We start from the raw sequence: 23,403 nt of genomic DNA on the forward strand, positions 1-23,403 counted from the left end.
CTGTGGCAAGTACCGTCGGCGAGCCTGAGCAGACCCCTGTCCGGGCCCGGAAGGCCCCCTCCGTAGACCCCTCCATCACCCCCTCCGCGCCCCATCGTCAGGCTCCGGGCGTTTCCCCAGGTCAGGCCCGGCGATCAGGGGGTCGACGCAGGTCCGACAACCCTCATATCCAAAGGCGCCCTAAGCACAGGAGGACTTCGACCGAGCCTCGACGCAGGGAGCTGCTGCAAGCGCTGGGGATCTTTCAGAGGGCAACGCCCGATCAGCTATGGAAGCTGACCCGCCCGGACAACCAGCACGACAAGCTCACGCGGGACAACCTCCTGGATCTTCAGGACCACCACCTGGTGAGGATCGAATCGGTCCAGGACGACCAGCGACAGGTATGGGTACTCACCGCCCGAGGGCACCGCGAGGCGAAGAAGCTCCTGGAGTCGAAGGGCATACGGATCTCGGTGCTGCGCAAGGAGGAGTACGACCCGGACACCGGGGAGCTGCTCGGCACCGGCTACGACGACCACGCCGCGGCGGTTACCTCGACGGCCGCCGAACTCCACCGCGCCGGGATCGGCCACCGGCTCGGCTTCCAGACCGAAGTCGGGCACCAGCTCGGCAACGGGTACGTGCAGCGGGCGGACCTGGTGGTGCGGGCGCCGGCCGCCGGGGTGCCGGTGATGCTGCTGGAGATCGACCGCCGCACCGAGGACGCCCACGAGCTCGTGCACAAGCTGCGCCGGTACTGGCAGTGGGGCCGGCTGCTGCCGCCGGACGCGGAGAAGCACACGGCGTACCTGGCCCGCTCCCGGCCGGACGCGATCGAGCACGTCGACCACGAGAAGCGGCTGTGGCGCCGGGTCTACCCGCCGACCGGCCGGGAGGGCCTGGCGCCGGTGGCGTTCGTGTTCGCGGACACCACGGCCGCGAAGGTCGCCAACACGGTCGCCGTGCTCGAGAGCGCGGGCCGCCGCTACTGGGCGCCGCGCCGGTATGACACCTACCACCGGGGCATCACCGCCCGGGACTACGGTCAGGCCGTGCCCGTCCTCGTCACCACCCTGGAGCAGCTTCAGGAGCACGGCGCGGGCGCAGCGGTGTGGCGGCGGCTGGGCCGCGAGGGCGAGCAGACACTGTCGGCCGCGCTCGACAATCCCGACGGCGACGTCCTCTACCGCCGCCAGGCCGCCCGCGCCGAAGCGGAAGAGAAGCAGCGCCAGGCCGCTGAACGGGAGGCACGGCGGCCGGTGTGCAAGCGGTGCGGGGCGAAGTTCACCGACGAACGATGGGAGCAGACCATCGCGCGCGGCGGTGCCTGGAAGGCCGGTGACCCGTCTGCGTGCGCCAGCTGCCACGCCGACGACGTCGCCCGGAAGGAAGCCGCCGCCGAAGCCGCCCGCCTCCAGGCCGCCGCGCCGCCGGAACCGGAGGACAACCACGATCAGGAGCCGGGCAAGTCCCGCCGGGGCCTGTTCCGCCGCCGTACCTGGTCTGGGTGTGGTGTGAGGTCTCAGGACTGAGTTGACACTTTTGCCTCATCAGATCCTTGACAGGCTCAAGACTTACTGGACATGACCGGGCAGCCGAGGCCCGAAGCTCGTCGGCCGAGCCGGTGGCAGTCTGTACTGGTCAGGGCCCGTCTGAGTTTCCGAGGTTCGGATCGACGTTCCATCGCTGGGGCAGATCTGCGTTGCAGAAGACGCAGACGAAGTGGCCCTCTCGCACGATGTTGTGTTCCTGGCAGGTGGGACACCGTCGGAAGACCACTGCGTGGGTGAAGTAGTCCGGGTGGTCGAGGTCAGCTTGATCCAGCGCCCGTGCCACAGCCGGCCACGAGGTGACGTCCGGGCAATAGCCGGTCGACTGGTTGCTGACCTCGTTCACCGCCCAGCGTCCGGCCTCGGTGGAGAAGCTGATTTCGCCGGCGCTCAGCACTCGGCCGCCGCTCGCGCAGGCGACGTGTTCGCTGCGGCGTGGGGCCAGCCGCAGGACACCGTCCGTTCCGATGACGAAGGTGAACGGCTCGCCCAGTTCCTCGGCGGTCTGGGCCGTTGCCCAGTCCGCGAAGTCGGCAGCTGTGCGGATCGCGGCACCGCTGTCCGCTGACTGGACGGCTGCGATCACATGGTGAGGCCCGACATAGCGGTAGGCCCGTCTGGACGTGCTCATGCCGATCAACGTAGGACACGTCGTATTGGCATGCTCAGAGTTTCGGCGCGTGGATCTTGGCCTTCCAGCGGGTCACCGGGTGCTGGTCCTTGCGGGCGTGGAGTGAGATCTCAGCGCCTTCGCAGGTGACGCGGAAGTGCGTGTCCTCGACATAGATGGTGACGATCCGGCCTGCGTAGGTGCGACCGACGCGCAGGCGTTGGCGGGCCACCATCACGACGCCGTCGGTAGGGACCTTGCGCTCGACGCTGACGGCGTCCGCGGCCGACGGGATGCCTCCCTCAGACCTTCGAAGCCACCCGCGGCGTACTTCGCCTTCCACGTGTAGACCGACTGCCGGGAGACCCCGTACCGCTGGGCGACCTCGGTGATCGGCGAACCGTCGAGTACCTCCAGCACCGCCCGGTACCTCTGCTCGACCAACCAGTCGCCCTGCTGCGGGCTCTCCGCCTCCTGAGTCACACCCGAAGCATCTGAAGTGCCATCAGAAAATGTCAAGAGTGTCCTGAGAACATCACGTCAACTATGTCCTGAGCCCTCACACGACAGTCTGGGTAAGCCAGGGCCGCGTGCCCGCGGGACTGGTCACGCTGCCTGAGTGTGACGCACGCCCCGGCAGGGCTCCCACTGCCGCAGATCAAGCTCCTGGGCGGACCGCGCAGTGAGCCTCGCCGTCACCGACAGCTGGGTGTGGGGCAGTTGCTGGCGCGGTTTGCCCGTATCTAGGATCCGCAAGTTTGTTAGCAAAGGCGGGCCTTCGACTTGCGGTATTGCCAATGTGCGCAGTGCGGCGGCGTGGAGCTGTCGGCGGTTGATGCGCAATCGGCGCGGGTGCGGCGTCTCCGGGCGTCACGCTCGGTGAGATCTGGCAGGTGGCTCACTACGGCCGCGCCAGGCGTTGGACGAGGTCTTCCCAGGCGGCCTGCAGGCGGGCTGCAGGTACCGCGCCTTCCTGCCGCAAGAAGTCCAACACTTCGATGCTCATAAAGCCGAGCAGTGCGTAAGCGAGCATGTCGCAATCGCCGTCCGCGCCTGACTCCCGTAGAAGTGACGAGACATGACGGTGGAAGTCCTTCCCCGTGTCGGATGCGCAGCGCATTTCGAGGGGAAGCTGGCGGCCGAGGGCGATGCCGAGGTCGGAGTCTGCTGCTGTGCGGTCGATCAGCGCGTTGCCGAAGGCGGTCAGCCTGGCTGCGGCGGGTGCTCCAGGTCCCAGGGGAGGTGGGCCTGCGGTGTAGGCAGTCCGGAACTGTGTCTCCGCTTCGCCCAGCAGGACGAGGAGCAAGCCGTTGCGGTCGCCGAACCGTCTGAAGAGCGTGGCCTTCCCGACCCCGGCTTCCTCCGCGACCGCCTGCATGGTCACATGTTCGGCTCCTCGTTCAGCGACCAGTCGAGCGGCTGCTTCCACCAGACGGGCCCGGTTTCGGGCTGCGTCGGAACGCTCGGTGGCGGGGTGTCGCATGTCGGATTTCACTTTGAGCTCCGGAGACCACTCCACGGTGCCGGCGGCAGCGTCGGGACAGGTGGCTCGGTCTGGTGTGTCGGGGATGGGACCTGGGTGCCTGCCCGGGCCCGGACCGAGGCCGAGCAGGCACCCAGGACGGAACTGACGGTGCATCGGCGTCTGCGGGTATCGGACGCTATGCCGCTGTCAGCGCCGTGCGGCGGTGGAGGGTCTCCTCAGACCGACGGGTGGTGCTTGGCGAGGAAGTCGGTGATCAGGCGCAGCCATCCCTCGGGGCGTTCGACCATGGGCAGGTGGCCGGTGGCGAGTTCGGCGAGTTCGGCGCCGGGTATGGTCTCGGCGATCTGCCGGTGCAGCGCGGTCGAGGTGAACCAGTCGTCGGTGGTCGATATCACCAGGGTGGGCACGGTGATGCCGGCCAGGTCCTCGCGGACGTCGGCCCGGCCGACGAGGTCGGCGTGCTCGGGGGTGCCGTCGGCGGCGGTGGCGGCGGCGAAGCCCAGGGTCTGCTGCAGCTGCTCGGCAGGCATCGACTCCAGCGCCTGCGTGCCCAGCGACATCATGACGAGGAACTCGGCCAGCATCTGCTGGTCGCCCGAGGTAGCGATCTTCCGCCACACGGAGGAGGCGAGAGCGAGGCGGTTGCTGCGGTGGGGGAAGGTGGCGGTCAGCACGAGCGCGGTGACGCGCTCGGGGTGCCGGGTGGCGGCGCGGATCGCGACCGGGCCGCCGAGGGAGAAACCGGACAGGGCGAAGCGGTCGAGTCCTTCGGCGTCGGCCGCAGCGACGAGCTGGTCGGCCAGGTCGTCCACCGATAGCGGCGTGGTGGAACGGGGGGTGTCGCCGCTGCCGGGGTAGTCGATGCCGACGACGGTGTGGCGGGCGGCCAGTTGGTCCAGGATGGGCCCGTAGGTGTTGATCAGGCTGCTGCCGGCGCCGTGGGCGAGGAGCAGGCCGGGGCCGGAGCCGAGGCGAGTGCGGGCGAAGGTGGGCTCGGGCAGATGGCGAGCTGACATGGCGGATCGCTCCTTGAGGGTCAAGACAGGGGTGGGGTGGTGGGGATGCGCTGCTGCCACCACGTGCGGATGTGTTCCAGAGCGGGCAGCAGGGCCCGGCCGTGGTCGGTGAGGGTGTAGGTGGCAGGGCCGGGGGGCAGTTGGGCGTGGGTGACCAGCCCGGCGTCGACGAGTTCACGCAGCCTCGCGGCGAGCATCTTGGTGCTGATGTGGCGGATGGCGGTGTGCAGTTCGCCGTAGCGGGCGGGCCGGGTGGCCAGGGTGTGGAGGATGATGCCGTTCCACTTCTGGCCGAGGACCTCGAACGCGGCGGCCAGGTCCGCGTCCGCCGTCAGTGGCGGGAGGGTGGTGCAGGCTGCCATCAGCTTTCCGCTCTCGTCTCGTGGCTGACAGGTGGTGTCGCGGACGCTTCGGACGGGGCCGCAGCCGGTCCGGGCGTGCCCCGGCCGCGGCCCATGGCCGCCTCACCCGCCGCAGGGGGTACGGCGGGGCGGCGGCTGCGGGGTCAGGGAAGGAGGACGACCTTGCCCTCGTTGCGGCGGGCCTCGACGTCGGCGTGGGCCTGCGCGGCCTCTGCCAGGGGGTAGGCGCGCCACACCGGGACGTCGAGCTTGCCGGCGGCGATCAGGCTGGCCAGCTGCGGCAGGGCCTCGGGGAAGCGGTCGGCCGGGTCCATGCCGGTGAAGCGCACCCCGTGCTGGGCGAAGGAGGGGTCGGCGATGGTGATGACCTGGCCGGCGTCGCCGGCCAGGGTGACGGACTCGGCGAGTACGCCCGCGCCGGAGGCGTCGAACACGAAGTCCACCCCGCCCGGAGTCGCGGCCTTTACCCGCTCCACCCAGCCCTCGCCGTAGGGGACGGCGGTGGCGCCGAGGCCGCTGACGCGCTCGATGTCCTGTTCGGCGACGGTGCCGACCACGGCGATACCGCGGGCGGCGGCCAGCTGCACCGCGATGGTGCCGACGCTGCCGCCCGCACCGTGGATCAGCAGGGTCTGGCCCGCCCCGACTCCCAGATGCTCCAGGGCTCGGTAGGCGGCCTCGCCGACGGTGATCAGGCCGGCCGCGGTCTCGAACGACAGCTCCTCCGGCTTGGCGAACGGCCGGTCCAGCAGCGCGTACTCGCTGTAACCGCCGACCGCCGCGACACCGAAGACCTCATCGCCGACAGCGAAGCTCGCGCCCTCACCGACCTTGTCGACGACACCGGCGACGTCCCAGCCCGGGACCATCGGGAACTCGACGGGGAAGACGCCCTGCATCATCCCCGCGCGGATCCGCACGTCGATCGGGTTCACGGCGGCGGCCCGGACCCGGACGCGGACCTGGCCCGGTCCCGGCTCCGGCGTCGGGACCTCCGACAGCGTCAGCACGCCGGGCGCGCCGTACTCGGAGAAAGTGATCGCAGTGGACATCAGGAACTCCCACAGGGAAGGGAAACTGCACACACCCTGAATCATTCAGTGCGTGTGATTGCTCTTCCTGTGTATCACACACAACGTGTGATTGGCGAAGTTCGGCGACCGTGGCCCTCATCACACGTAATGTATGATTCTTAGGTAGGATGGCCTCATGTCCTTCACGCCCGTTCACCGCCGCCAGCCGGCCCTGAGCAACCCGCGCGTCCAGCGCACCCGCGCCCGCATCCTCACCGTCGCGCGTGAGCTGCTGCCCGAGGTCGGACCGACCGGACTCACCTACGCCCTGCTCGCCGAGCGGGCCGACGTCACCCGCCAGACCCTCTACCGGCACTGGGCCAACCGCGCAGCCCTGCTCTTCGACCTCATCCTCGACGGCCCCGACCTCGGCGATTACCCCGAACCGGGCAGCGACGTGCGCGCGGTGGCCACCGCCTGGCTGACAAGCCTGCGCAACGGCATCAGCGACCCCGCCATCCGTACCGCCGTCCTCGCCGTCACCGCCCAGGCCGACCACGACCCCGACAGCGCCCAGGCCCTCGTCCGCATCGGCCAGGACCGGCACGCGGCGCTGAACAAACTGCTCGAACCGTCCGGCGTCCAGATCAGCGACGACGAGTACACGATGCTCTACGGGCCCGTCCTCGCCCGGCTCTTCCTCGACCGCGGCCAGGTCACCGACACCTTTATCGACGCCGTCGTCACCCAGTGGCTCACCACCCTGGAACGCTCCGGAGCGCTCCCGCAGCCGCACGCCTCGACCGGAACCTGACAGCTGTTACCGGCCTCGAATGTTGCCGGCCTCGAACAACGGAACGGCCGGTGGCAGCAGGGAACGATCTAGAGGCGGATCACCACCAGGGCAATGTCGTCGCGCCCGCCGCCGGCCACGCCGAGGCGGGCGAGCAGAGCGTCGGCCAGGCGTTCGGGGCTAAGGCGGGCATAGCGGGTGAGGACGTTGGTGAGCCGGTCAAGGCCTACGTCGATGTCCTCGCCGCGGCGTTCGATGAGTCCGTCGGTGTAGAGCACGAGGGTGTCGCCGGGGGTGTAGGGCACAGCGGCCTGGGGACGGGGAACGTGGGTGGGGCGGGCCCCCAGCGGTGGATCGGTGGCCTGGTCGAGCAGGTCAAAGGTGCCGTCGGGGTGGGCTAGGACCGGTGGGGGATGGCCGGCGATGCTGTAGATGATGTGACGGCCGTGGGTGTTGATGACGGCTTTGACCGCGGTGGTGGCCAGCGCTCCTTCCACCGAGCGCGCGTACAGGCCCAGCACTTCCATCGCCGGGGCGGGCTCGCGAAGCGCCCGGATGGCGGCGGACAGCGCGCTGCGGAGCATGCCCATGACGGCGGCGGCGTCCAGGCCGTGGCCGACGACGTCGCCGACCGCGACGGCGAACAAACCGTCGTCGGGCAGGTCAACCACGTCGTACCAGTCGCCACACACGTTCAGTGATCCGGCGGCGGGCAGGTAGCGCACCGCGACATCCTGGTGCCGGGCCAGGTCCGGGGACTGGAGCATGGCCTCCTGGAGGGTGACGGCGACCTGGCGATCCCGGGCGTGGGCCTGGCGCAGTTCCTCGTTCAGCCGCTGCAGGTCGCGGGCCCGCGCGTACAGCTCGGCCTCCATCGCCTCCCGCTCACCCATCGCGACGAGCGGAGCAGTAGCGCCATAGCGCACTGCAGGCACGGGCGCGCCCGGCCCACGTGCGCGCAGTGAAGTGTCGGCCCTGCTGATGACAGCGACGACGGCACTCGCTGCATTCCGTACTCCTGCTCGTGGGTGCCACCCGCGCACAGCGGCAAACCGTGCGTGGCGACCATCTGACTTACCGCCCGATCGGGTAGAGCCGCAATCGTTCTATGTGCGGGGCGAGGGCAGAGGCCGCTACGAAGATCACAACTTGCTGTGATCTTCGAGAGGACTCCTGCTCGTGCGTTTCGCCCGTACCGGCGCCGCGGTGGCCGTGTTCGCTGCTCTCCTCATCCCGACGACCGCCAACGCCGCGCCAAGTCCGGCTGCTGCCGCGCCCGGTGAGACCGTCACCCTGCCCGTCCGGGACGCCCTCGCTGGCCTGCCCGTCCAGGCCGAGGACCGCACCGGATACGAGCGCACCAAGTTCAAGCACTGGATCGACGCCGACAAGGACGGCTGCAACACCCGCGCCGAAGTCCTCAAGGCCGAAGCGGTCATCGCCCCGGCGCAGGGCGCCAGGTGCGTGCTGACGGGAGGGGAGTGGTACTCCCCCTACGACGACCGCTACATCCAGGGTCCCAGCGGCCTGGACATCGACCACCTGGTCCCGCTCGCCGAGGCCTGGGACTCAGGCGCCTACGCCTGGAGCGCGAAGGAGCGGGAGGCCTACGCCAACGACCTCGGGGATGCCCGGGCGCTGATCGCGGTGTCGGCTGCTTCGAACCGGTCGAAGGCGGACCAGGACCCAAGCACGTGGCTTCCCCCGGCCGCCGGCTACCGCTGCCAGTACGTCACCGACTGGGTCGCGGACAAGATCCGCTGGGGCCTGAGCGTCGATCCCGCGGAGCGGGCCGCCCTGGCGGCTGTCCTTGACGACTGCCCCGACGCTCCCATCACCGTCACCCAGGCCCGCTGACTCGGTTCGTGCCCGCCATGGCCCGGCACTTCCATCGGAGGACCGGGCCCGGCGCGTCTCTGGCACGATCAGCGGGCGCTGCGGTCGATCAGGGAGCCGTGCCACCCCCTTCGGCGACCTCGACGGGCACCAGCCCGCGCTCCTGGGCGTGCACGACGCCTTCGACGACACCACCGCCTACCGGGCGGAGCTGTCGGTGCGCGTCGATCCGCCGGTCCTGCCCGACGACCCGATCCTTCAGCACAACCTCCAGGTGCCGAACTCCTGGTGGGCCGACCCCACCGGGACGCTGGAGAAGGTGTCGGCCGTCGACACCCGGCGCGTGGCCGTACGGCAGCAGTACATGGACCGGGCGATCCCCGAGTTCCTCAGGATTCCGGCCGCGGCCGTGACCTGCTGGACATGTGCCCATGCGGATGTGCACTGGGCTAACGTCACGGCGCCCCTGCGGCTGCTGGACTGGGAGGGATGGGGACAAGCTCCGGAGGGGTTCGACTCCGCCACTCTCTACGGCTATTCGCTGCTCCAGCCGGACACCGCCGCTCGCGTCCACGACGCCTTCCCCACCCTGGGCAGTCCAGCCGGTCTCGCCGCCGAAGCGACCGTGTACGCCCAGCTGCTCCAGACCCTAGCCCGCGGCGACAATCTCACCATCGAAGACCAACTCCGGGAGTGGGCCGGGGACCTGCAGCGCCGCAGCACGTCTCCGTAGGCCCGTGACGCGGCGATGCCGGGCAGCACAGCGCGCAAGGTTACGGGGCGTTGATGCGGGATGGACAATGCGTTCCGGTCTGCTGAAAGATGCGCTGTTATGGCGGATCACGTACTTCTGGAAGCCGGGGACGACCTGGTTCGGCAGCTCTCGCATGAGCGGGAGGCGGTCAAGGCCGTGCTTGAGCTGGTGTGGAACTCTCTTGACGCCGACGCCAACGAAGTCGACGTGACCATCGAGCGATCCGCCACCGAGGGCGTGGACAAGGTGGTAGTCACCGACACTGGCGACGGCATCTCACCGGAGAAGGCACGAACCGCGTTCAAGCAGGTCGGAAACTCCGACAAGCGCATGGGTGGCACGACAGAACGGCTGAAGCGGCCGCTGCACGGAAAGGCCGGCCGCGGGCGGCTGCGGGCCTTCGCTCTGGGCAATTCAACACGGTGGACAAGCACGGCCCGTGCAGTCGATGGCCGCCTGATGCGCACCACGATCGAGTCCGAGATCAGCAGACGGACGACGTGGAGCATCGACTCACAGCCAGCACCTGAGACCGACCGGCCCGGCACGAAGGTTGAACTGTGGGGGAAGCAGTCCAGCCACCTCCTTCGGCTGCTGGAGCCCAAAGCCGTCGCCCAGATCACGGCAGCTCTCGCGCCCTATCTCCTGACCTGGACCGATGTCCGGGTCACTTACGACGGCCAGCGGATCGACCCACGCACCCAGATCCAGGAGGAAGAACACTCCGAGGACCTGACATTCGAGTACGACGGGCAGACACACTCGATCGCTGTCCGCCTAATCCACTGGCGCACCGGCACGGAACGCACCATCGCCCTGTGCGACGCCGCCAGTTCCCCTGTAGAGAGCATCGACGCTTCCGTTGAGCACACCGACTTCTCCTACACCGCCTACGTGCTGTGGGAACCCATGCCCCAGCACCGCAACGAGATCCCCTTGATCATGCTGGGTGGTGACACGCCCCTGGCACCCTTGTTTCGTGTCGCTCGGGACTGGATCGGCGGCCGTCTCGAAGAACGGCGTCGGCGCCAGCGCCGCCAGCTCGTGGACAGGTGGATCGAGGAAGGCGTCTACCCCTATCCGCGCCACGCCGAAGGTGACCAGGCCCGTGCCGAACAGGCGACATTCGACCTGGTCGCGACCTCCATCAACCGCCACATCACGGGCGACAGGACCAAGAAGCGGCTCACGCTGTCCTTGCTGCAGAACTCCCTCCGCCACAACCCGGACGAGATGGTGGAGATCCTGGAGAAGGTCCTGAGCCTGAGTGGTGACGACGTCAGCCACCTGCACGGTCTCCTCCAGCAGACGAGCCTGTCCAACATCATCCGCGCATCATCGATCGTCACCTCACGGCTTCAGTTCCTGACCGCCCTCGAGCACCTGGTCTTCGACGTGGAGACCTACGGAGCGGTCAAGGAACGTGATCATCTCCACAAGATCCTCGAACGCGAGCTGTGGGTGTTCGGCGAAGAGTTCAACATGATGCGCAGCAGTGAGATCGGCCTGACCCGAGTGCTGGATCACCACCGGCGCGCCGTCGGCTGGGACCCCACCCCGGACGGGCCCGTCCACGCGGTCGACGGCAGCACCCGGCGAGTCGATCTCATGCTCTCCGCCGAAAGCCACGAGCACGACCGCGTGCGACACCTCGTCATCGAGCTCAAGGCGCCCAAAGTCGACGCAGACCGCGAACAGGCCAACCAAGTCGACGACTACATGCAGGCCGTCCTCAACGAGCCCCGCTTCGCCAATGTCGAAACCACCTGGGACTTCTACCTCGTCGTCCGTTCGATCAAGGACAGGCTGAAGCCGTCCGTCCGTCAGGCCAACAAGCCCGAGGGCCTGTACAGCGAACCCACGCAATACGAGCACGCCAGCGTCCGGGTCTGGGTGCGCACATGGTCCGAAATCCTGCGAGAAGCCAAGCAGCGCCTGGAGTTCGTCAAGAACGGCATCGACCACAACCCCTCCCTGGAACAGGCCCTCGACTACCTCCGGCAGCGCCACGGTGACCTCATCCCTGACCAACTGCGCTACCCGACAGCCGTTCCCACACCTCGCTCTGGGGCAGCTCACAACCCTGCCGTCTGATCACCGTGGGCCGACGTGCCCCGGAACGCCGCGGCGCCGTCACTGGCCGTCGATAGCGTGACCGCCGTGATGGTGGGCACCGAAGAAACCCGGCTGGTCGTGCTGCGCGGCAACAGCGCCTCGGGGAAGTCGTCCGTCGCGGCCGGCCTGCGCGAGAGGTTCGGCCGCGGCCTGGCCGTGGTCGGCCAGGACAACCTCCGCCGCATCGTGCTCCGCGAACGGGACCGGCCCGGCGCCGCGAACATCGGCCTGATCGGGCTGACCGCCCGCTACGCCCTGGACGCCGGATACCACGTCGTCGTCGAAGGCATCCTCTACGCCGATCGCTACGGCGACATGCTTGACCAGCTGCGCGCCGACCACCGTGGCCCGACCCACGGCTACTACCTGGATGTGCCGTTCGGCGAAACCCTTGCTCGGCACGCCACCAAGCCGATCGCCGACGACGTCAGTGAGACGCAGCTGCGCGACTGGTACCGGCCGCGCGATCTGCTGCCCGGCGGTCTCGAGACCGTCATCGGCCCGGACAGCGCCCTGCACGAGACCGTCGACCGCATCATGCTCGACACCGGCCTGGCCCACCTGCCCGCCGTGGACCGCTGACCGGAGCACTACGCGACGCGCCGGCCCCCCCGACCATGAGGCCGACCACGGGTACGGCCTGCGCTGCGGCGCATCAACGATCGTCAGCGGTCACGTTGTGGCCACCTACCGGGACGGCCGACGACCCGCCGGTCGACGGGAACCCGTCCGCGCATGCCACCGAAGTTGTCCTGCACGAAGCCGCCGGACGCCTGTCCGTAGGGCGCTGCCCCTCCAGCAAGAACAAGGCGGCACCACCGATCAACGCGGTGGTGCCGCCGCCCGTTGGGGAACCCCCCTGTGTGAGCGTCAGGAAATAGGTTCTCCCAGGAGTAGGGAGCGGGCGCGGGCCCGGAAACCGTTGTCCAGGCCGGCGGTGCCGACGAGGAATCCCACGACGTCTGCAGCGCGCTTGGCGGCAACCTCCTCAAACAGGCCGCCCATATCCTCGGGCTTCCCGATGCGCCCGCCCAGGGCGGTTACCGAGGTGACCAGTTCCAGCATGCGTAGGGCTGGCAGCACTGTGTCGGGACGGGCCAAGATCCTTACGGTCAGCTCGCGTAGCCGGGGGTAGTAGACGGGCAGCAGGTCGACGTGGACGTCGCTGGGCAGCGCGCCGCTGTCCTTGACGGTCTTCAGCAGGCGGGCCAGGCCCTCTTTTTCGCGCAGGCCGGCGGGTCCTCCGAAGAGGTATTCCTGCAGTCCGCGGTCGGGGTCGGCGATATGGGTGGCGCGGATGGCTTCCACAGCTTGGCTGAGGGAGAGCAGGTACAGCCAGGCGCAGTCCAAGACGAGGGCCAGGTGCTGGGGGACGCGTGCGTCCAGGAGCGGGGCGGCTGCGGTGACCTCGTCGACCAATAGCATCGGATTGCGGTACGGCTCGGTGACCCAGTAGGTGAACTCCCGGTAGTCCGCCAGTGGCTTGAGCCGCTTGTCCAGGTCGCCGAAGGCACGCAGCACGGTGGTGGCCTTGTCCGGATCGAACAGCCAGGCCAGCGGCTCCGTGCCCAAGCCGAGTTCGCACGGGTGCAGTTCCTCCAGACGTGTGACCTCGCCGCTGTTCAGTGCGGAAATCCTCAGACGAGACGTCAGCTGTCGTGCAGCGTCGGTTAGGTCCCGCTCTCGGACCATGTATGCGGCGTCCGCACCGAAGAAGTCGGCCACGCCCCGCACCCAGAACATGCGGTTCGTCGACCCCTTGCTCGAAGTCTTGCAGTCCACGATCGCGCTCTGCATGCGGAAGCCACCGGCCACCGTGTATCCGAGCACGTCCAGATCGGTGTACGCCTCCGGTCCGCTGGAACGCTGACCGCGAGGCGTGGCAGATGAGGCACCCGCCTTGGAGACGCCGCGCAGCGGCACGTCCAAGCGGGTGGTGTACCCCATCCTCCATAGCAGCCGCCTTGATGCGACCTTCAGCCCCAGGTCGAGTTCGGTCATCGCGCGCGTCCCCTTCCCAAGGCGGCGTCTACCACGCCCTGCCATTGCCGCGGGCTGCTCTTCGCTTTGGCCCTCGTGCGGTACATCGTCTGCATTGGTGCGGTGAATGACTGGCCCAGCGCCAGCGTCTGACGTGCCTGCTCGTCACCCACACGTCCGCCGATCTGCTCCCCGAAAGAGATCAGGTCGCGGGCGATTCGCAGCGCCTCGCGGTTGTCTGGCGTGTCGATGAAGCGGGGCATTACCCAATTGCCGCCGGGCTTGGGGTCGGGATCGAAAGCCACTAGTCCCGCTGCGTGGATCAGCCGGTACTGCCGCTCATGAGCCTCGTGAGGACGCAGGAAACCTCGGTTCGGGTCGAGCAGCTTGTCGATCACGTCGACCAGTGCATGCCCCGGCAGGCTGGTATAACCGCCGAAATGCTGACCGCAGCGCAGGCAGGCCAGCACTGCCAAGGCCTTGTCCAGCACCGGCTTGCGGCCGCGCAGCAGATCGCGATCGAGAATGTAGGGCAACGCGGCAAACGGCTGAAGAGTCCCGTCCGGGCGCTGCACGGCGGGCGCCAGCAGCAGGCCCCGCGCGATCGCGTCCTGGAGCAAGGGCTGCGTATCGACAACGGGCAAGCCTTGTTCGCCGCGGACGGCTGCGAAAGCCTCGGCCAGCTGGTCGCTCCCGTGATCACGGACCAACTCGGTGATCACCTGGGGGTTTTCGAATCCGAAGAACGGCGAGTACAGGACGTCACCGTCCGGCACCTGGATGCGTTTGAGCAGTTCCGCCCGCTCACCGATCTCAAGCAGCAAGGGAAGCGCGGCGGAGTCCAGACCCACCTTGGAGGCCACCTCTTCCTGCGGCACGGGCCCGTCGGCTAGGTAGTCCACCAAGCGCACCATCTGCTCCTCGGTTTCCGAGGGCCGCCGGTTCCGCCACGCCTCACCAAGCCTGGCGTACAGATCGTCGTAGTAGGGCACGCTCTCGGTGAACCGTGTGATCTTGCCGCCGGAGCGCTGCACGCCCTCCACGAACCCGAGATCTTCCAGGGCCAGGACCACCGGGTCGAAGGCGAACTGGTTTACATCCAGCTGTTCCGCGGCTACTGCGCGCAGTGCGGCTGCGTTGTCGATGACTTCCTGGCCCCGTATGAGCGCGGCCAGGCTCGCGGCCATTCCGATCATCTGGGTGTCCATCAGCGGTTCCAGAGTTCCGGAATTCGGATCAACGTTCCGCAATCCTGCGTGCACGTCCTGGCAGCGCAGCCCCTCGTCGAATCTGTCCATCAGCTCCTCGCCCCCTCGATCGGCGCGTCCCGGCGCCGCCGGCCATCATCTCTCGTCTCCGCCCGGCACGGAGGGCTGTCAGTGGCGTGCGGCATCATCGGCAGATGGCCGCCACACAAGCCCCGCCGACGTACCTGGAACGCCTCCGTTCAGACCTGGATGTGATCGAAGCTGATTTCCTGAAGATCCTCGCGGACTCGCAGATCCGGAACGTCGACTCGAACCGCCGGTCCAACGGCATCGTTATCTACGCTGCCCCGAAGTGGGGCTGGGTGCCCAGCGGCCCCGCACTTGAGACGCGAAGGATGGAACTGCTGGGGCGCGTACGGGAATGGGAACCGTTGTTCCGGCTGCTGTTTCCGCACCCGACGCCGGAGGTCACCAAGCGCCTCGACAGGACCCTCGGCCTGCTGCAGCGCTGGCTTGTACGCCCCCGGGACATCACCGTGCCGGCCTCCATCGACAAGGCCATCGACAAGGTCAAGGCGGCCACGGCCACGCTCCGGAAGCTGGGCGAGCTCCTGCCGGATGACACCTGGACGGTGCGGGTAGTGGTCGACACGAACATGCTGCTCGATGACCCCGATGTCGCGATCTATACGCCGCTGCTCGGGAACCGGTACATGGTCCACCTGCTGCCCGTCGTTCTGCGGGAACTGGACGACCACAAGCTCGCTGGCCGCAACCCCGACATCAGGGACGCGGCGAAGAAAGCCGACCGCCGCCTGAAAGGGCTTCGGACCAACGGCGACGTGCTGCGCGGTGTGCGGGTGGCCGGTGATGTGCATGCCGTCTTCGAGCACATCGAACCCAAGGGCGACGGCCTGCCGAACTGGCTCGACCTGGACGTGCCCGACGACCGCTTCGTGGCCTCCACCCTGCTGCTGCAGTCCCAGCACCCCGGCTCCGCCGTCTACGTGGCCACCAGGGACATCAACCTCCAGACCAAACTCGCCGCCGTCGGACTGCCCTTCATCGAGAAGCCATGAGCACCAGCAAGCCCGCGGTACCCAGCAAGGGAGCACCCTGTGTCCGCCGACTTCTCCGCCCTGCACGAACCGCTCGTGGAATGGGTCTACGACCGCACGAGCTTGGCGCGGTGCTGATCACCGAATTCGGACAGTCGCACGGCCTCAGCGAGAACCAGACCTACCAACTCCTGCAGTACTGCAAGGGCCACCGGCTCCTGGACGACCGCCACACGACTCATGACGGCCTGCCAGCCTCACTGACTCCCCCGCCAATCCGGCTCTTGTGGGCACGGAGAAGAGGAACGAAGGCAAACCCGCCCGCAACAGAGCGGCCACCCCGGGACAGACCATCGAACGGCGCTGACCGCACCGCGAGAGCGGCGCTCGCCTGCGCGGTGAGACAGCACGAGACCCCGGGCATCTGCGGCCCGGGGTCTCTCTGTGCTCTGGAATGTCCGCCCGGTTCAATGACCCGCTGACGCTCAGAGGGGGGCTTGTTGGTGTATCGCGGGGTTGCTGGCCTGGTGTGTTGTGGGTTGGTTGAGAGGCCGGGTGGGTGGTTGGGCGGGGAGGTCGGGGTGGGTGAGCTGGGGTTGTGTCTTCTGTTCTGAGTGGGGCCGCGCTCGTTGTAGGTAGTTCTGGCGTGTAAGGGCCTGGTTGGTGTTTGTGCTGGTCAGGGCTGTTTCGCCTGATCGGTGGGTGGGGGTTAGCGGTTGTGGGTGGGGCGTCTGTGTTGTTCGGCGAGGTGGTCGAGCTGTACGGCGTCGAGAGCGGTTTTGGTGATGCGTTCGGTGCCGTCGTGGATGGCGGTGATGGCGGCTTGGCGGATGAGGCGTGTGAGGGATCCGATGCGGCCGGCGGTGCGTTGGTGGAGGTAGGGGGCGTGGCGGGGGAGGGTTCCGGGCTTGTGCTGGTGGAGGTCGAGGGCGTTTTCGATGTCGGTGATGACGTCGCGGAAGGGTTCGCGGGTGCCGTGTCGGGCGGGGAGGGGGCCGCAGGTGATGAGGGTGGCGCGTCCGGCGAGTTGGGCGCCGCGGGTGCCGCTGAACAGGGGTGTGTCGGTGACGTTGATGCCGGCGTAGACGAAGGTGGCGGGCAGGCGTTCGGTGAGGTCTTTGAGTAGGTCGGCGGTCTGGGCGCCGGTGGTGGTGCGGGGGTTGAGGCGGTGGATTTCGTCGATGAGGACGAGTTGGACGCCGGCGGTGGTGTAGGTGTGGCAGACGGCGTCGGTGATCTGGGTCTGGGTCATGCGGGCGGTTACGGGGATGCCGAGGTAGCGGGCGAATTCGGTGATGAGGGTTTTCGCGGTGGCCCCGGGCGGGACGAGGACGTAAGCGACAGGGGCCGCGGTGTGGGCTGATCCGGGCGCTGCTGGGTTTTTGCGCAGGTGGGCGAGGTGGCAGGTACGGCCGACGTTCAGCAGGGCGGTGGTTTTCCCGGCTGCGGCGGGTCCGGTGACGATGAGGGAGGGCCGTGCGGTGGTCTGCTGGTGGCGGCCGAGGATCATCAGGGTGCGGACCTGGGTGGCGAGTTGGCTGATGGCGGGGGTGCGGATGGTGACGAACGCGGAGTGGTAGGCGAGGCGTTCCTCGGTGGTGCGGGGCGGGTCGTCGGGCTGGGGCGGGGCGGGCGGGTCGGTGGTGGCGAAGCGCTGCCAGCCTTGCCAGGTGGTCAGGGGCCAGGACGGCTCGGCCGCCTCACTGTCGCCGGCGCCGACTGGTGTGCTGCCCGCACTCTGCGGGTTCGGGTTCACCATGTGTCGGCTTCCTCGTGTGCGTCGTAGAGCCCGAATCCGGCGGCCGCGGCGGGGCAGGTGTCGTCGTCGGGGAGGTCGTCGAGGTCGTCGATGCTGTCGTCCTCGCCGTGCTGCGCCGACTCGCCGGTGATGGGGCCGGTGCCGTACCGGGGGTGCCGTGCGGCGGGAACCGGCAGCGTGGTGGCGCGGGCGAGGAGGGCTTGTTCGGCGGTGGTGGCGTGGCCGCTGTGGACACGGCGCATGAGCTGGTCGAGGGCGTCGGCCAGGCCGGCCTCATGCTGCTGGCTGTCGTCGTGGTTGTTGTGGTGGGCGTGGGTGCGGATGTGCTGCCAGGTGTGGTCGTTGAACGGCTGGTGGACGTGGTCGCGGTGGATCCAGGGGATTTCGGTGAGGTCGCCGTCGGGCAGGCGGATCCAGATCTGGCGGACGTCGTGGGGGTTGTAGTGGATTTCCCATTTCCCGCCGCGGCCGGCGACGGGGGAGGCCTGGCAGCGGTACGGGGCGAGGAGATCGTGGTCGTAGGTGCGGTGGTGGATTGTGATGCCGGCGGGGGTGATGGCCTGCCAGCGCACGGGCAGCAGTTCGAGGTAGTCGCTGCAGGTCAGCGGGACGGGCACGTACCCGGCGACGGCGACGAGCGCGGCCCACATCTGGTTCGGCGTGAGGGCCTTTCTCGGCATCATCGGGTGGCGCAGGCCTTCGTGGGGCCGGTGGTGGTAGTGCACCAGCCACTCATCGAGGAGGTCCTGGAGCTGGGCGACGCTGTAGCAGGCGTCTTTCTCGGTGTCGGGGCCGCGGCGGGTGACGTCGGATCCGGTGTAGCCGGGCAGGTGCTGGCAGAACAGCGCGTTGATGGTGCCGAAGGTCCGCTCCACGATGCCTTTGGCGGTGGGGGCGCGGGGAGGGGCGGGCTGGACGCTGATGCCGAGGTGTTCGCAGGCGGCGGTGAACGCGGCGGAGACGAAGACTTTGCCGCGGTCGACGACGATCGTCTCGGGCAGGGCGACGGGCCTGGCCGCCGCGCCGGCCAGCCGCTCGTCGAGTGCGGCCAGACGCTGGTGGGGGAGTGCGGGGGCGTGGTCCATGCGCAGGATGTCCGGCCAGGTCGGCCGGGCGGGGTGGGGGACGGCCATCTCCGCCAGCAGCAGGGCCGCGTCGACGGCCTTGGTCGCGCTCGGGCACAGCACGGCGGCGAGGATGGCGCGGGTGGCGACGTCGACGGCGATGGTGAGTTCGGGCCGGGCCAGACGCCCGTCGTCGAAGAGGGCCAGGACGTCCAGGCGGGTGGTGTCGACCTGGACCTGCTCGCCGGGCCGCAGCGCCGTGGCGGGGGTGAAGGCCCGCCCGTCCACGCTCGCGGGCACCTGCCTCACGGGCCCGGAGGGCAGTTCGCCGGGCCGGGCGAGATTGGTGACGAGCCGGTACAGCGTGGCCTGGGACGGCGCGGGCACCGTGCCCGGGCCGTGTCGGTCCTCGAGGATCTGGTTGATCAGCGGGAACAGGCCGTTGATGGTGCCCTTGGAGCGGCCGCGCCGGCGGCGCAGCGCTTCGCGGACAGCGGCGACGACGCGTTCGTCGGCCCGGCCGGTGGGGCTGGAGGCGCGGGTGGTGCGGTGGTCGAGGAGCCCCCACAGGCCTTGCTTGCGGTAGGCCAGGCGCATGCGCTGCACCGTGGTGCGCGAGACGCGGCCGAACCCGAGCGCGGTCAGCTCCTTAGCCTTGGCCTGGTCCCGCTGGGCCAGCGTGTGCTGTTCGGGGTCGTACTGCGGCCGTACCGCCTCGTCGCTGCCTGGCCCGCCGGGCAGGCCGCATTCGACTTCCCTTACATTCCGCTGCCAGGCCAGCGCTTTCTCACGCGCCGCGGCGGGGGCGGTCTCGAACAGGCCCCACTGCGGGGCGGCCTGGGGTACGTCGGCCCCGATGACGGTGAAGCCGGGGTCGGCGAACAGGTGCCCGGCGAGCACGGCTTCACCGCCGCCGTCCGGGCCGACGAGGTGGATGTCCTGCCCGGAAAGGGCGACCACTTGCCACTTCACGCCACGGAAGCGGACGTGAGCACCGACCTTCACGGCCGGCCGGGCATTGCGCCGCGCGGTCACCTGGCATCTCCCGTCTCGGGGCCGCTCCAGCCCTGCGGGCCGACGGGGACGCGTTCGTGCAGGGGCGTGTCGAGGCCGGCCGTCAGCTGTCCGTGCCACAGGGCGTGGAAGACACAGGGGAGGACCTCGATCGGGTCGCCGATTGCTTCTGCGCCCTCGATCAGCGGCCGCGTCCGCGTGAACGCCTCGACGACCGCCGCCATCAGGCCCAGGCGGCCGGCGTTGCGGGGGTGGCGGGAGCCGGCCAGCCATTTCAGGTTGGCGGCCAGGACGTCGTCGAGCGGTGTCAGGCGCCGGTAGGTCCAGCCGATGTGCGCGCACGCCTGCGCCACCGCCTCGGCGGCCTTCCTCGCGAGTTTCCCCGCCCGAGTCCGGGTGGCTGAGGCAGTCGGCAAGCAGGGCGGTGCCGTCGGCACGGCGGGCGAAGAGCTGCGGCACCCAGGAACGCACCTGCCCGCGGGGGTTACGCCACAGCAGCGGCACGGGCCGCCCCGCCAGGCCTGTCACGTCCGGGTCGCGGTCCAGGACCATCAGTTGGGCGCGCATCGCGTTCGACCCCGCGGTCACGTGCCGCCCGGTGGTCGCCGACCACCACAGGCCTGGCCCCCAGCGGCGCCCCGGGACGACCGGGAACGCCGACACCGGTGGCAGTTCCTCGAACGCCACGGTCATGGCGGCATCCGCCCACCGCTGCTGCACAACCTGCCCCACCGGGTCGAGGAACACCGCCTCGAACCCGCCGCCCTGGTCCACGGCCGCTCGCCTTGCCCGGCTCCTGGGCCGGGCCGCTTCTGTGCTGGTCACCCGCGCCAGCCAAGTTGCTCCCGTCGGTCCAGGCCTTCGTTTTCATTGTTTCTGCCACGAACGAGTGCCGTATCAGCTAACAGCCGACCCGTCCGTCGGCGCATCGGCTGTCAGCCGCCGTCCTGCCTGCCCGCCGTCAGCATCTGGCTGAGCATCTCAACGGGCATGTCCACCCACCGGGCCACCTCCTCAAGCGGCACCCCGCCGTTCACCGCCGCCACCGCGGTCCGTTTCCAGGCGTTCTCGATCAGACCGGCACTGTGACCGAGCCCGCGCAGCAGCCGCCGGGCGACCTCGGCGGTCGGCCCGGTCTGCACCCCGCGCAGCTGCAGCAGCTGCTCCTCGGCGCTGTCGATAGCGCTGGTGATCAGCCTGCGCTGCTCGGCGGGCACCGCAGCCCGCCACATCGTCCCCGAGCCGGGCGCCTTCTTCTCCTTGCCCAGCACCCGCAGCTGGCCGGCCATGGTGGTGGCCTGGTGTTCCTGGCGCAGCCGCCACGGGTCGTTGTCGTACCCAGGAGGCCCGCCAGCGCCGCGGCGAAGGCGGATGACGCTGCCCATCCAGGAGATCAGCGGCCCCCCGTGGTCGGTCGCGGCCAGGGGCCCCAGCCATTCCCGACCCAGCCGCTCACCGAGCCTGCGGCAGAACCACCCGTCGGCGGGCAGCGCCCGCGGCCGCCCAGCACCACTGTCGGCCCACACCAGCTCGGCCATGGCCGGGTCCAGCAGCGCCTCGGCCACCGCCACCACCTCCGGGAAGACGGCCGCGTCCCGCCCCACGATCCGCCACCGCTCCAGATCACCACCTGCATCCCCGCCCGCCACCTGGTGCAGACGCCGCGGCCAGATCGTCTCCCGCTCCCACTGCAGGGCCTGCTCCCACCACCGGACCACCACCGCTCACGCCAGCGCGAACACCCGCTCCGGCTTTACTCCGGCCCGCACCGCCCGCCGCGCCACCTTGGCCCATCGTCGCTGCGCCGCCACTACCTCCGGCAGCCCACGCAGGTTGAGGTGCTCCAGCGGCTGGTGGGCGTCCGCGTCCAGGAGCCACCGCCCGTGCCGGACACACGCCCGCTCCCACCGTGGCGCGTACCGCACTGTCCGCAGCTCCTGCCCGGTGCGGCGGGCCGTGCACAGGCGGCAGCCGAAGGCGACCGTGCCTCCGGTCCGCCACGCCGCCGCTGGCACCCCGTTCTGTCCGGCCGACAGCTTGGCGTCCTCCTGTCCCCAGGACGGCAACGCCCGCGCCAGCACGTCTTCTTCGACGCCGCACAGGCCTGTCAGGAGCTGCCGTCCGGCTGCGTTCAGCAGCACCTCGGCGTCGGCCCGCGCGCCCCGCCATCGTGCCCCGGCGGATAGTTGCGCCACTGCCAGCACGACCGCAACACCTTCGCCTCCATCCCGTAACGGCTCGCGATACGGCAGATCAGCGACGAGGTCGTCTCCCCCTGCAGGGGAACTGTCCGCAGGAGGCCGGGATGATGTGTCACGCCACCACAGTCTCGCGTTCGCCGATCCGGGCGAGCGGTTTCGCAGCAGCCGTCCGGGCCCGGCCGGCCGGTCGCGCAGTGCGCTACGAGCTTTTCACCGCGCTGGGCCTGCCCGGCCAGCCCCCGCGTCACCCCAGAGAGTTCGACCGCCTGCTCAAGACCGCCCTGGCCGAACGCCCTCGCACCCGCGGGATGGTCCCAAGGCCAAGTCGCAGATCAGCAGCTCCCTGGGCTGCTTCCCGCACCCACAGGGATGGTCCGGTGTACGGCGCATGGCTCACCGCTGGCAACGACTGCTCCCCGCCCCCGCGGGGATGGTTCCCGCCGGTGAGGCGCCGGCGGGAAGGTGAGGCGGTCAGTCGGTGGTTGGGGGTCGGTCGTCGAGGACGATGGTCGTCACGTCGCCGTTGGGGGAGCGCTCGGTGCGGGCGGTGGTGACGGCCTGGTGGGTGCGGGTGTGGATGGCGTGGGCGAGGGCCCAGCTGGCGAGGTCGTCGTCGGGGGGCTGGTCGAGGATGTGCTGGGTGGTGACCAGCACGGCGAGCAGGGAGCGGCCGGAGAGGTGGGTGTCGATCTGTCCGTCGTCGGTGTCGCCGATCCGGTCCGGCAGCCGGAAGTGGGCGTGGGTGAGGGACTTTTCCACCAGGAACGCCCAGGTGTCCTTGTGGCATATCAGCCGGGCGGAGGAGACGGCGGCCGCCGCCAGCAGCCCCCGCCGGTACTCCGCCTGCTGCTCACCGGGGCCCGAGGTGTCGCTGCTCGGCGTGCCGACAGGTCCGGCAGCTGCTGAGGGCGGCACCGTGGCCGGGTCGGGGCCCAGCACCGCAGGCTCCGGCTCCTCTCCTCGGTTAGCAGGCACGGATGCCAAGCCCTCTGCTTCGCCCGTTACTTCGGTAGCAGCGGCGGGAGCGGACGATATGCCGTCGAGGCCGCTCGGTGCGCGCTGCGCGCTAGGCCCGTCCACTCGTGAGGCCTGGTCGATGGGCTCGGGCGGATCGCGGAAGATGCGCTCGTCGGTATCGGTATCGGTATCGGTGGGCGGGGTGTCGGCGGCATCCGGTGCGTGCTGGTCGGGCACGGGTGTGTCGTCCTTCCGCTCGTCGTCGAGGTCGGCCCCGGCCTCCAAGGCGGGCGCCTGCCGGATGGGGAGAACCTCCTCGGCCCCTCCCGGCGGGCTGGGAATGTGGGGTAGGCCCAGGGTGTGGGCCCAGGCCTGGGCGATCTCGCGGCGCAGGTCGTCGACAGCGGTGCGGACCTGGCCGAGGTCGCTGAGCATGCGTTCCTGCCGGCGGCGCAGTTCGCGGTTCTCCTCCCGCACCCCGGTCGTGCTGTAGGTGACGTGCTCCAGGACCTTGCTGTGCCGGCTCTCCTGCACCTGGTGCAGCGCCGTGATCCCGGTATGAGGATCGGCGAGCATCCGGCGGATCTCGCCGAGCTCACCGATGATCTTCTCGATGTCCCGTCGTGCCACGCGCTCTCCCTTCGC

At 69.5% G+C, this 23,403-nt stretch carries 22 protein-coding genes and 2 pseudogenes; 7 read left to right on the forward strand and 17 right to left on the reverse strand.

Going from position 1 to position 23,403, the window contains the following annotated elements:
• The first annotated feature begins 275 nt into the window (after window positions 1–275).
• Complete coding sequence (locus FB157_RS43545; RefSeq protein ID WP_261386940.1) at window positions 276–1,514, forward strand: replication-relaxation family protein; 1,239 nt, start codon at window positions 276–278, stop codon at window positions 1,512–1,514.
• A gap of 109 nt (window positions 1,515–1,623) precedes the next feature.
• Here the strand turns inward: FB157_RS43545 and FB157_RS43550 are convergent, their stop codons facing one another.
• From FB157_RS43550 to FB157_RS43580, 7 genes are all read right to left on the reverse strand, one after another.
• A complete protein-coding gene (locus FB157_RS43550) occupies window positions 1,624–2,163 on the reverse strand; it encodes a hypothetical protein (RefSeq protein WP_145886826.1) in 540 nt (179 codons plus the stop codon).
• Between the two features lie 34 nt (window positions 2,164–2,197).
• On the reverse strand, window positions 2,198–2,380 hold the full coding sequence (locus tag FB157_RS43555; protein ID WP_222441023.1) for a hypothetical protein: 183 nt from the start codon (window positions 2,378–2,380) through the stop codon (window positions 2,198–2,200).
• Window positions 2,377–2,625, reverse strand: a complete 249-nt coding sequence (locus tag FB157_RS43560) for a helix-turn-helix domain-containing protein (RefSeq protein ID WP_186581943.1) — start codon at window positions 2,623–2,625, stop codon at window positions 2,377–2,379. Before FB157_RS43560 ends, FB157_RS43555 begins: the two co-directional genes overlap by 4 nt.
• 418 nt (window positions 2,626–3,043) lie before the next feature.
• A complete protein-coding gene (locus FB157_RS43565) occupies window positions 3,044–3,625 on the reverse strand; it encodes a TetR/AcrR family transcriptional regulator (protein ID WP_145886885.1) in 582 nt (193 codons plus the stop codon).
• A gap of 218 nt (window positions 3,626–3,843) precedes the next feature.
• Entirely contained in the window at window positions 3,844–4,644 is an 801-nt protein-coding gene (locus FB157_RS43570) for an alpha/beta fold hydrolase (RefSeq protein ID WP_145886830.1), read from the reverse strand.
• 20 nt (window positions 4,645–4,664) lie between these two features.
• Window positions 4,665–5,006 carry a helix-turn-helix domain-containing protein gene (locus FB157_RS43575; protein ID WP_145886832.1) on the reverse strand — a complete coding sequence of 114 codons (342 nt, stop codon included), beginning with the start codon at window positions 5,004–5,006 and terminating at the stop codon, window positions 4,665–4,667.
• A gap of 143 nt (window positions 5,007–5,149) precedes the next feature.
• Window positions 5,150–6,058 carry an NADP-dependent oxidoreductase gene (locus tag FB157_RS43580; RefSeq protein ID WP_145886834.1) on the reverse strand — a complete coding sequence of 303 codons (909 nt, stop codon included), beginning with the start codon at window positions 6,056–6,058 and terminating at the stop codon, window positions 5,150–5,152.
• A gap of 157 nt (window positions 6,059–6,215) precedes the next feature.
• Between FB157_RS43580 and FB157_RS43585 the strand changes: the two genes are divergently transcribed.
• Window positions 6,216–6,833: a TetR/AcrR family transcriptional regulator gene (locus tag FB157_RS43585; RefSeq protein ID WP_145886836.1), complete on the forward strand. Its 618-nt coding sequence runs from the start codon at window positions 6,216–6,218 to the stop codon at window positions 6,831–6,833.
• Window positions 6,834–6,901: 68 nt separating this feature from the next.
• Here FB157_RS43585 and FB157_RS43590 read toward each other — a convergent pair.
• Window positions 6,902–7,708: pseudogene (locus FB157_RS43590) on the reverse strand (PP2C family protein-serine/threonine phosphatase); the annotation flags it as partial.
• Window positions 7,709–7,991: 283 nt separating this feature from the next.
• Here FB157_RS43590 and FB157_RS43595 point away from each other — a divergent pair.
• The 4 genes from FB157_RS43595 (at window position 7,992) to FB157_RS43610 (ending at window position 12,099) form a co-directional block, all read left to right on the forward strand.
• The gene (locus tag FB157_RS43595) at window positions 7,992–8,669 is read left to right on the forward strand and encodes an HNH endonuclease family protein (RefSeq protein WP_145886838.1); all 678 of its coding nucleotides are present in this window, start codon (window positions 7,992–7,994) and stop codon (window positions 8,667–8,669) included.
• Window positions 8,670–8,817: 148 nt separating this feature from the next.
• Window positions 8,818–9,381, forward strand: coding sequence for a hypothetical protein (locus FB157_RS43600; RefSeq protein ID WP_261386935.1), 564 nt, complete (start codon window positions 8,818–8,820; stop codon window positions 9,379–9,381).
• A gap of 99 nt (window positions 9,382–9,480) precedes the next feature.
• Window positions 9,481–11,496, forward strand: coding sequence for an ATP-binding protein (locus FB157_RS43605; protein WP_186581944.1), 2,016 nt, complete (start codon window positions 9,481–9,483; stop codon window positions 11,494–11,496).
• A gap of 69 nt (window positions 11,497–11,565) precedes the next feature.
• Window positions 11,566–12,099, forward strand: coding sequence for a kinase (locus FB157_RS43610; RefSeq protein WP_186581947.1), 534 nt, complete (start codon window positions 11,566–11,568; stop codon window positions 12,097–12,099).
• A 288-nt stretch (window positions 12,100–12,387) separates the two neighbouring features.
• On the opposite strand, the gene FB157_RS43615 is transcribed toward FB157_RS43610, so the two are convergent.
• Both FB157_RS43615 and FB157_RS43620 read right to left on the reverse strand, forming a co-directional pair.
• Window positions 12,388–13,518, reverse strand: a complete 1,131-nt coding sequence (locus FB157_RS43615; RefSeq protein ID WP_145886842.1) for a hypothetical protein — start codon at window positions 13,516–13,518, stop codon at window positions 12,388–12,390.
• Entirely contained in the window at window positions 13,515–14,795 is a 1,281-nt protein-coding gene (locus FB157_RS43620) for a hypothetical protein (RefSeq protein ID WP_145886844.1), read from the reverse strand. The genes FB157_RS43615 and FB157_RS43620 overlap by 4 nt, the downstream gene beginning before the upstream one ends.
• A 104-nt stretch (window positions 14,796–14,899) precedes the next feature.
• Here FB157_RS43620 and FB157_RS43625 point away from each other — a divergent pair, with 104 nt between their 5' ends.
• The gene (locus FB157_RS43625) at window positions 14,900–15,784 is read left to right on the forward strand and encodes a PIN domain-containing protein (RefSeq protein WP_145886846.1); all 885 of its coding nucleotides are present in this window, start codon (window positions 14,900–14,902) and stop codon (window positions 15,782–15,784) included.
• A gap of 688 nt (window positions 15,785–16,472) precedes the next feature.
• Here FB157_RS43625 and FB157_RS43630 read toward each other — a convergent pair.
• The 7 genes and pseudogenes from FB157_RS43630 to FB157_RS43655 all read right to left on the reverse strand — a co-directional run bounded on the left by FB157_RS43630 (window position 16,473) and on the right by FB157_RS43655 (window position 23,388).
• A complete protein-coding gene (locus tag FB157_RS43630; protein WP_145886889.1) occupies window positions 16,473–17,441 on the reverse strand; it encodes an ATP-binding protein in 969 nt (322 codons plus the stop codon).
• 74 nt (window positions 17,442–17,515) lie between these two features.
• On the reverse strand, window positions 17,516–19,621 hold the full coding sequence (locus FB157_RS43635; RefSeq protein ID WP_145886848.1) for a DDE-type integrase/transposase/recombinase: 2,106 nt from the start codon (window positions 19,619–19,621) through the stop codon (window positions 17,516–17,518).
• The gene (locus FB157_RS49540; RefSeq protein ID WP_315903873.1) at window positions 19,618–19,953 is read right to left on the reverse strand and encodes a TnsA-like heteromeric transposase endonuclease subunit; all 336 of its coding nucleotides are present in this window, start codon (window positions 19,951–19,953) and stop codon (window positions 19,618–19,620) included. The genes FB157_RS43635 and FB157_RS49540 overlap by 4 nt, the downstream gene beginning before the upstream one ends.
• A 91-nt stretch (window positions 19,954–20,044) precedes the next feature.
• A pseudogene (locus tag FB157_RS49545) lies at window positions 20,045–20,293 on the reverse strand (TnsA-like heteromeric transposase endonuclease subunit); the annotation flags it as partial.
• Between the two features lie 242 nt (window positions 20,294–20,535).
• Window positions 20,536–21,321 carry a hypothetical protein gene (locus tag FB157_RS49120; RefSeq protein WP_261386937.1) on the reverse strand — a complete coding sequence of 262 codons (786 nt, stop codon included), beginning with the start codon at window positions 21,319–21,321 and terminating at the stop codon, window positions 20,536–20,538.
• A 3-nt stretch (window positions 21,322–21,324) separates the two neighbouring features.
• Window positions 21,325–21,804 (reverse strand): hypothetical protein, encoded by a 480-nt coding sequence (locus tag FB157_RS49125; protein ID WP_261386938.1) that lies wholly within the window; start codon window positions 21,802–21,804, stop codon window positions 21,325–21,327.
• A gap of 468 nt (window positions 21,805–22,272) precedes the next feature.
• Complete coding sequence (locus FB157_RS43655; protein ID WP_145886850.1) at window positions 22,273–23,388, reverse strand: hypothetical protein; 1,116 nt, start codon at window positions 23,386–23,388, stop codon at window positions 22,273–22,275.
• Window positions 23,389–23,403: the final 15 nt, after the last annotated feature.

This window comes from Streptomyces sp. BK340 (assembly GCF_007827595.1).
In the GTDB taxonomy this organism is placed as follows: Bacteria; Actinomycetota; Actinomycetes; order Streptomycetales; family Streptomycetaceae; genus Streptomyces.

Excerpts from the sequence above, each read along its gene's own strand:
- FB157_RS43580 (WP_145886834.1), bottom strand. The coding sequence starts at position 6,058 with ATGTCCACTGCGATCACTTTCTCCGAGTACGGCGCGCCCGGCGTGCTG.
- FB157_RS43620 (WP_145886844.1), bottom strand. The coding sequence starts at position 14,795 with ATGGACAGATTCGACGAGGGGCTGCGCTGCCAGGACGTGCACGCAGGA.
- FB157_RS43570 (WP_145886830.1), bottom strand. The coding sequence starts at position 4,644 with ATGTCAGCTCGCCATCTGCCCGAGCCCACCTTCGCCCGCACTCGCCTC.
- FB157_RS43550 (WP_145886826.1), bottom strand. The coding sequence starts at position 2,163 with ATGAGCACGTCCAGACGGGCCTACCGCTATGTCGGGCCTCACCATGTG.
- FB157_RS43575 (WP_145886832.1), bottom strand. The coding sequence starts at position 5,006 with ATGGCAGCCTGCACCACCCTCCCGCCACTGACGGCGGACGCGGACCTG.
- FB157_RS43610 (WP_186581947.1), top strand. The coding sequence starts at position 11,566 with ATGGTGGGCACCGAAGAAACCCGGCTGGTCGTGCTGCGCGGCAACAGC.
- FB157_RS43565 (WP_145886885.1), bottom strand. The coding sequence starts at position 3,625 with ATGCGACACCCCGCCACCGAGCGTTCCGACGCAGCCCGAAACCGGGCC.
- FB157_RS43585 (WP_145886836.1), top strand. The coding sequence starts at position 6,216 with ATGTCCTTCACGCCCGTTCACCGCCGCCAGCCGGCCCTGAGCAACCCG.
- FB157_RS43605 (WP_186581944.1), top strand. The coding sequence starts at position 9,481 with ATGGCGGATCACGTACTTCTGGAAGCCGGGGACGACCTGGTTCGGCAG.
- FB157_RS43615 (WP_145886842.1), bottom strand. The coding sequence starts at position 13,518 with ATGACCGAACTCGACCTGGGGCTGAAGGTCGCATCAAGGCGGCTGCTA.
- FB157_RS43625 (WP_145886846.1), top strand. The coding sequence starts at position 14,900 with ATGGCCGCCACACAAGCCCCGCCGACGTACCTGGAACGCCTCCGTTCA.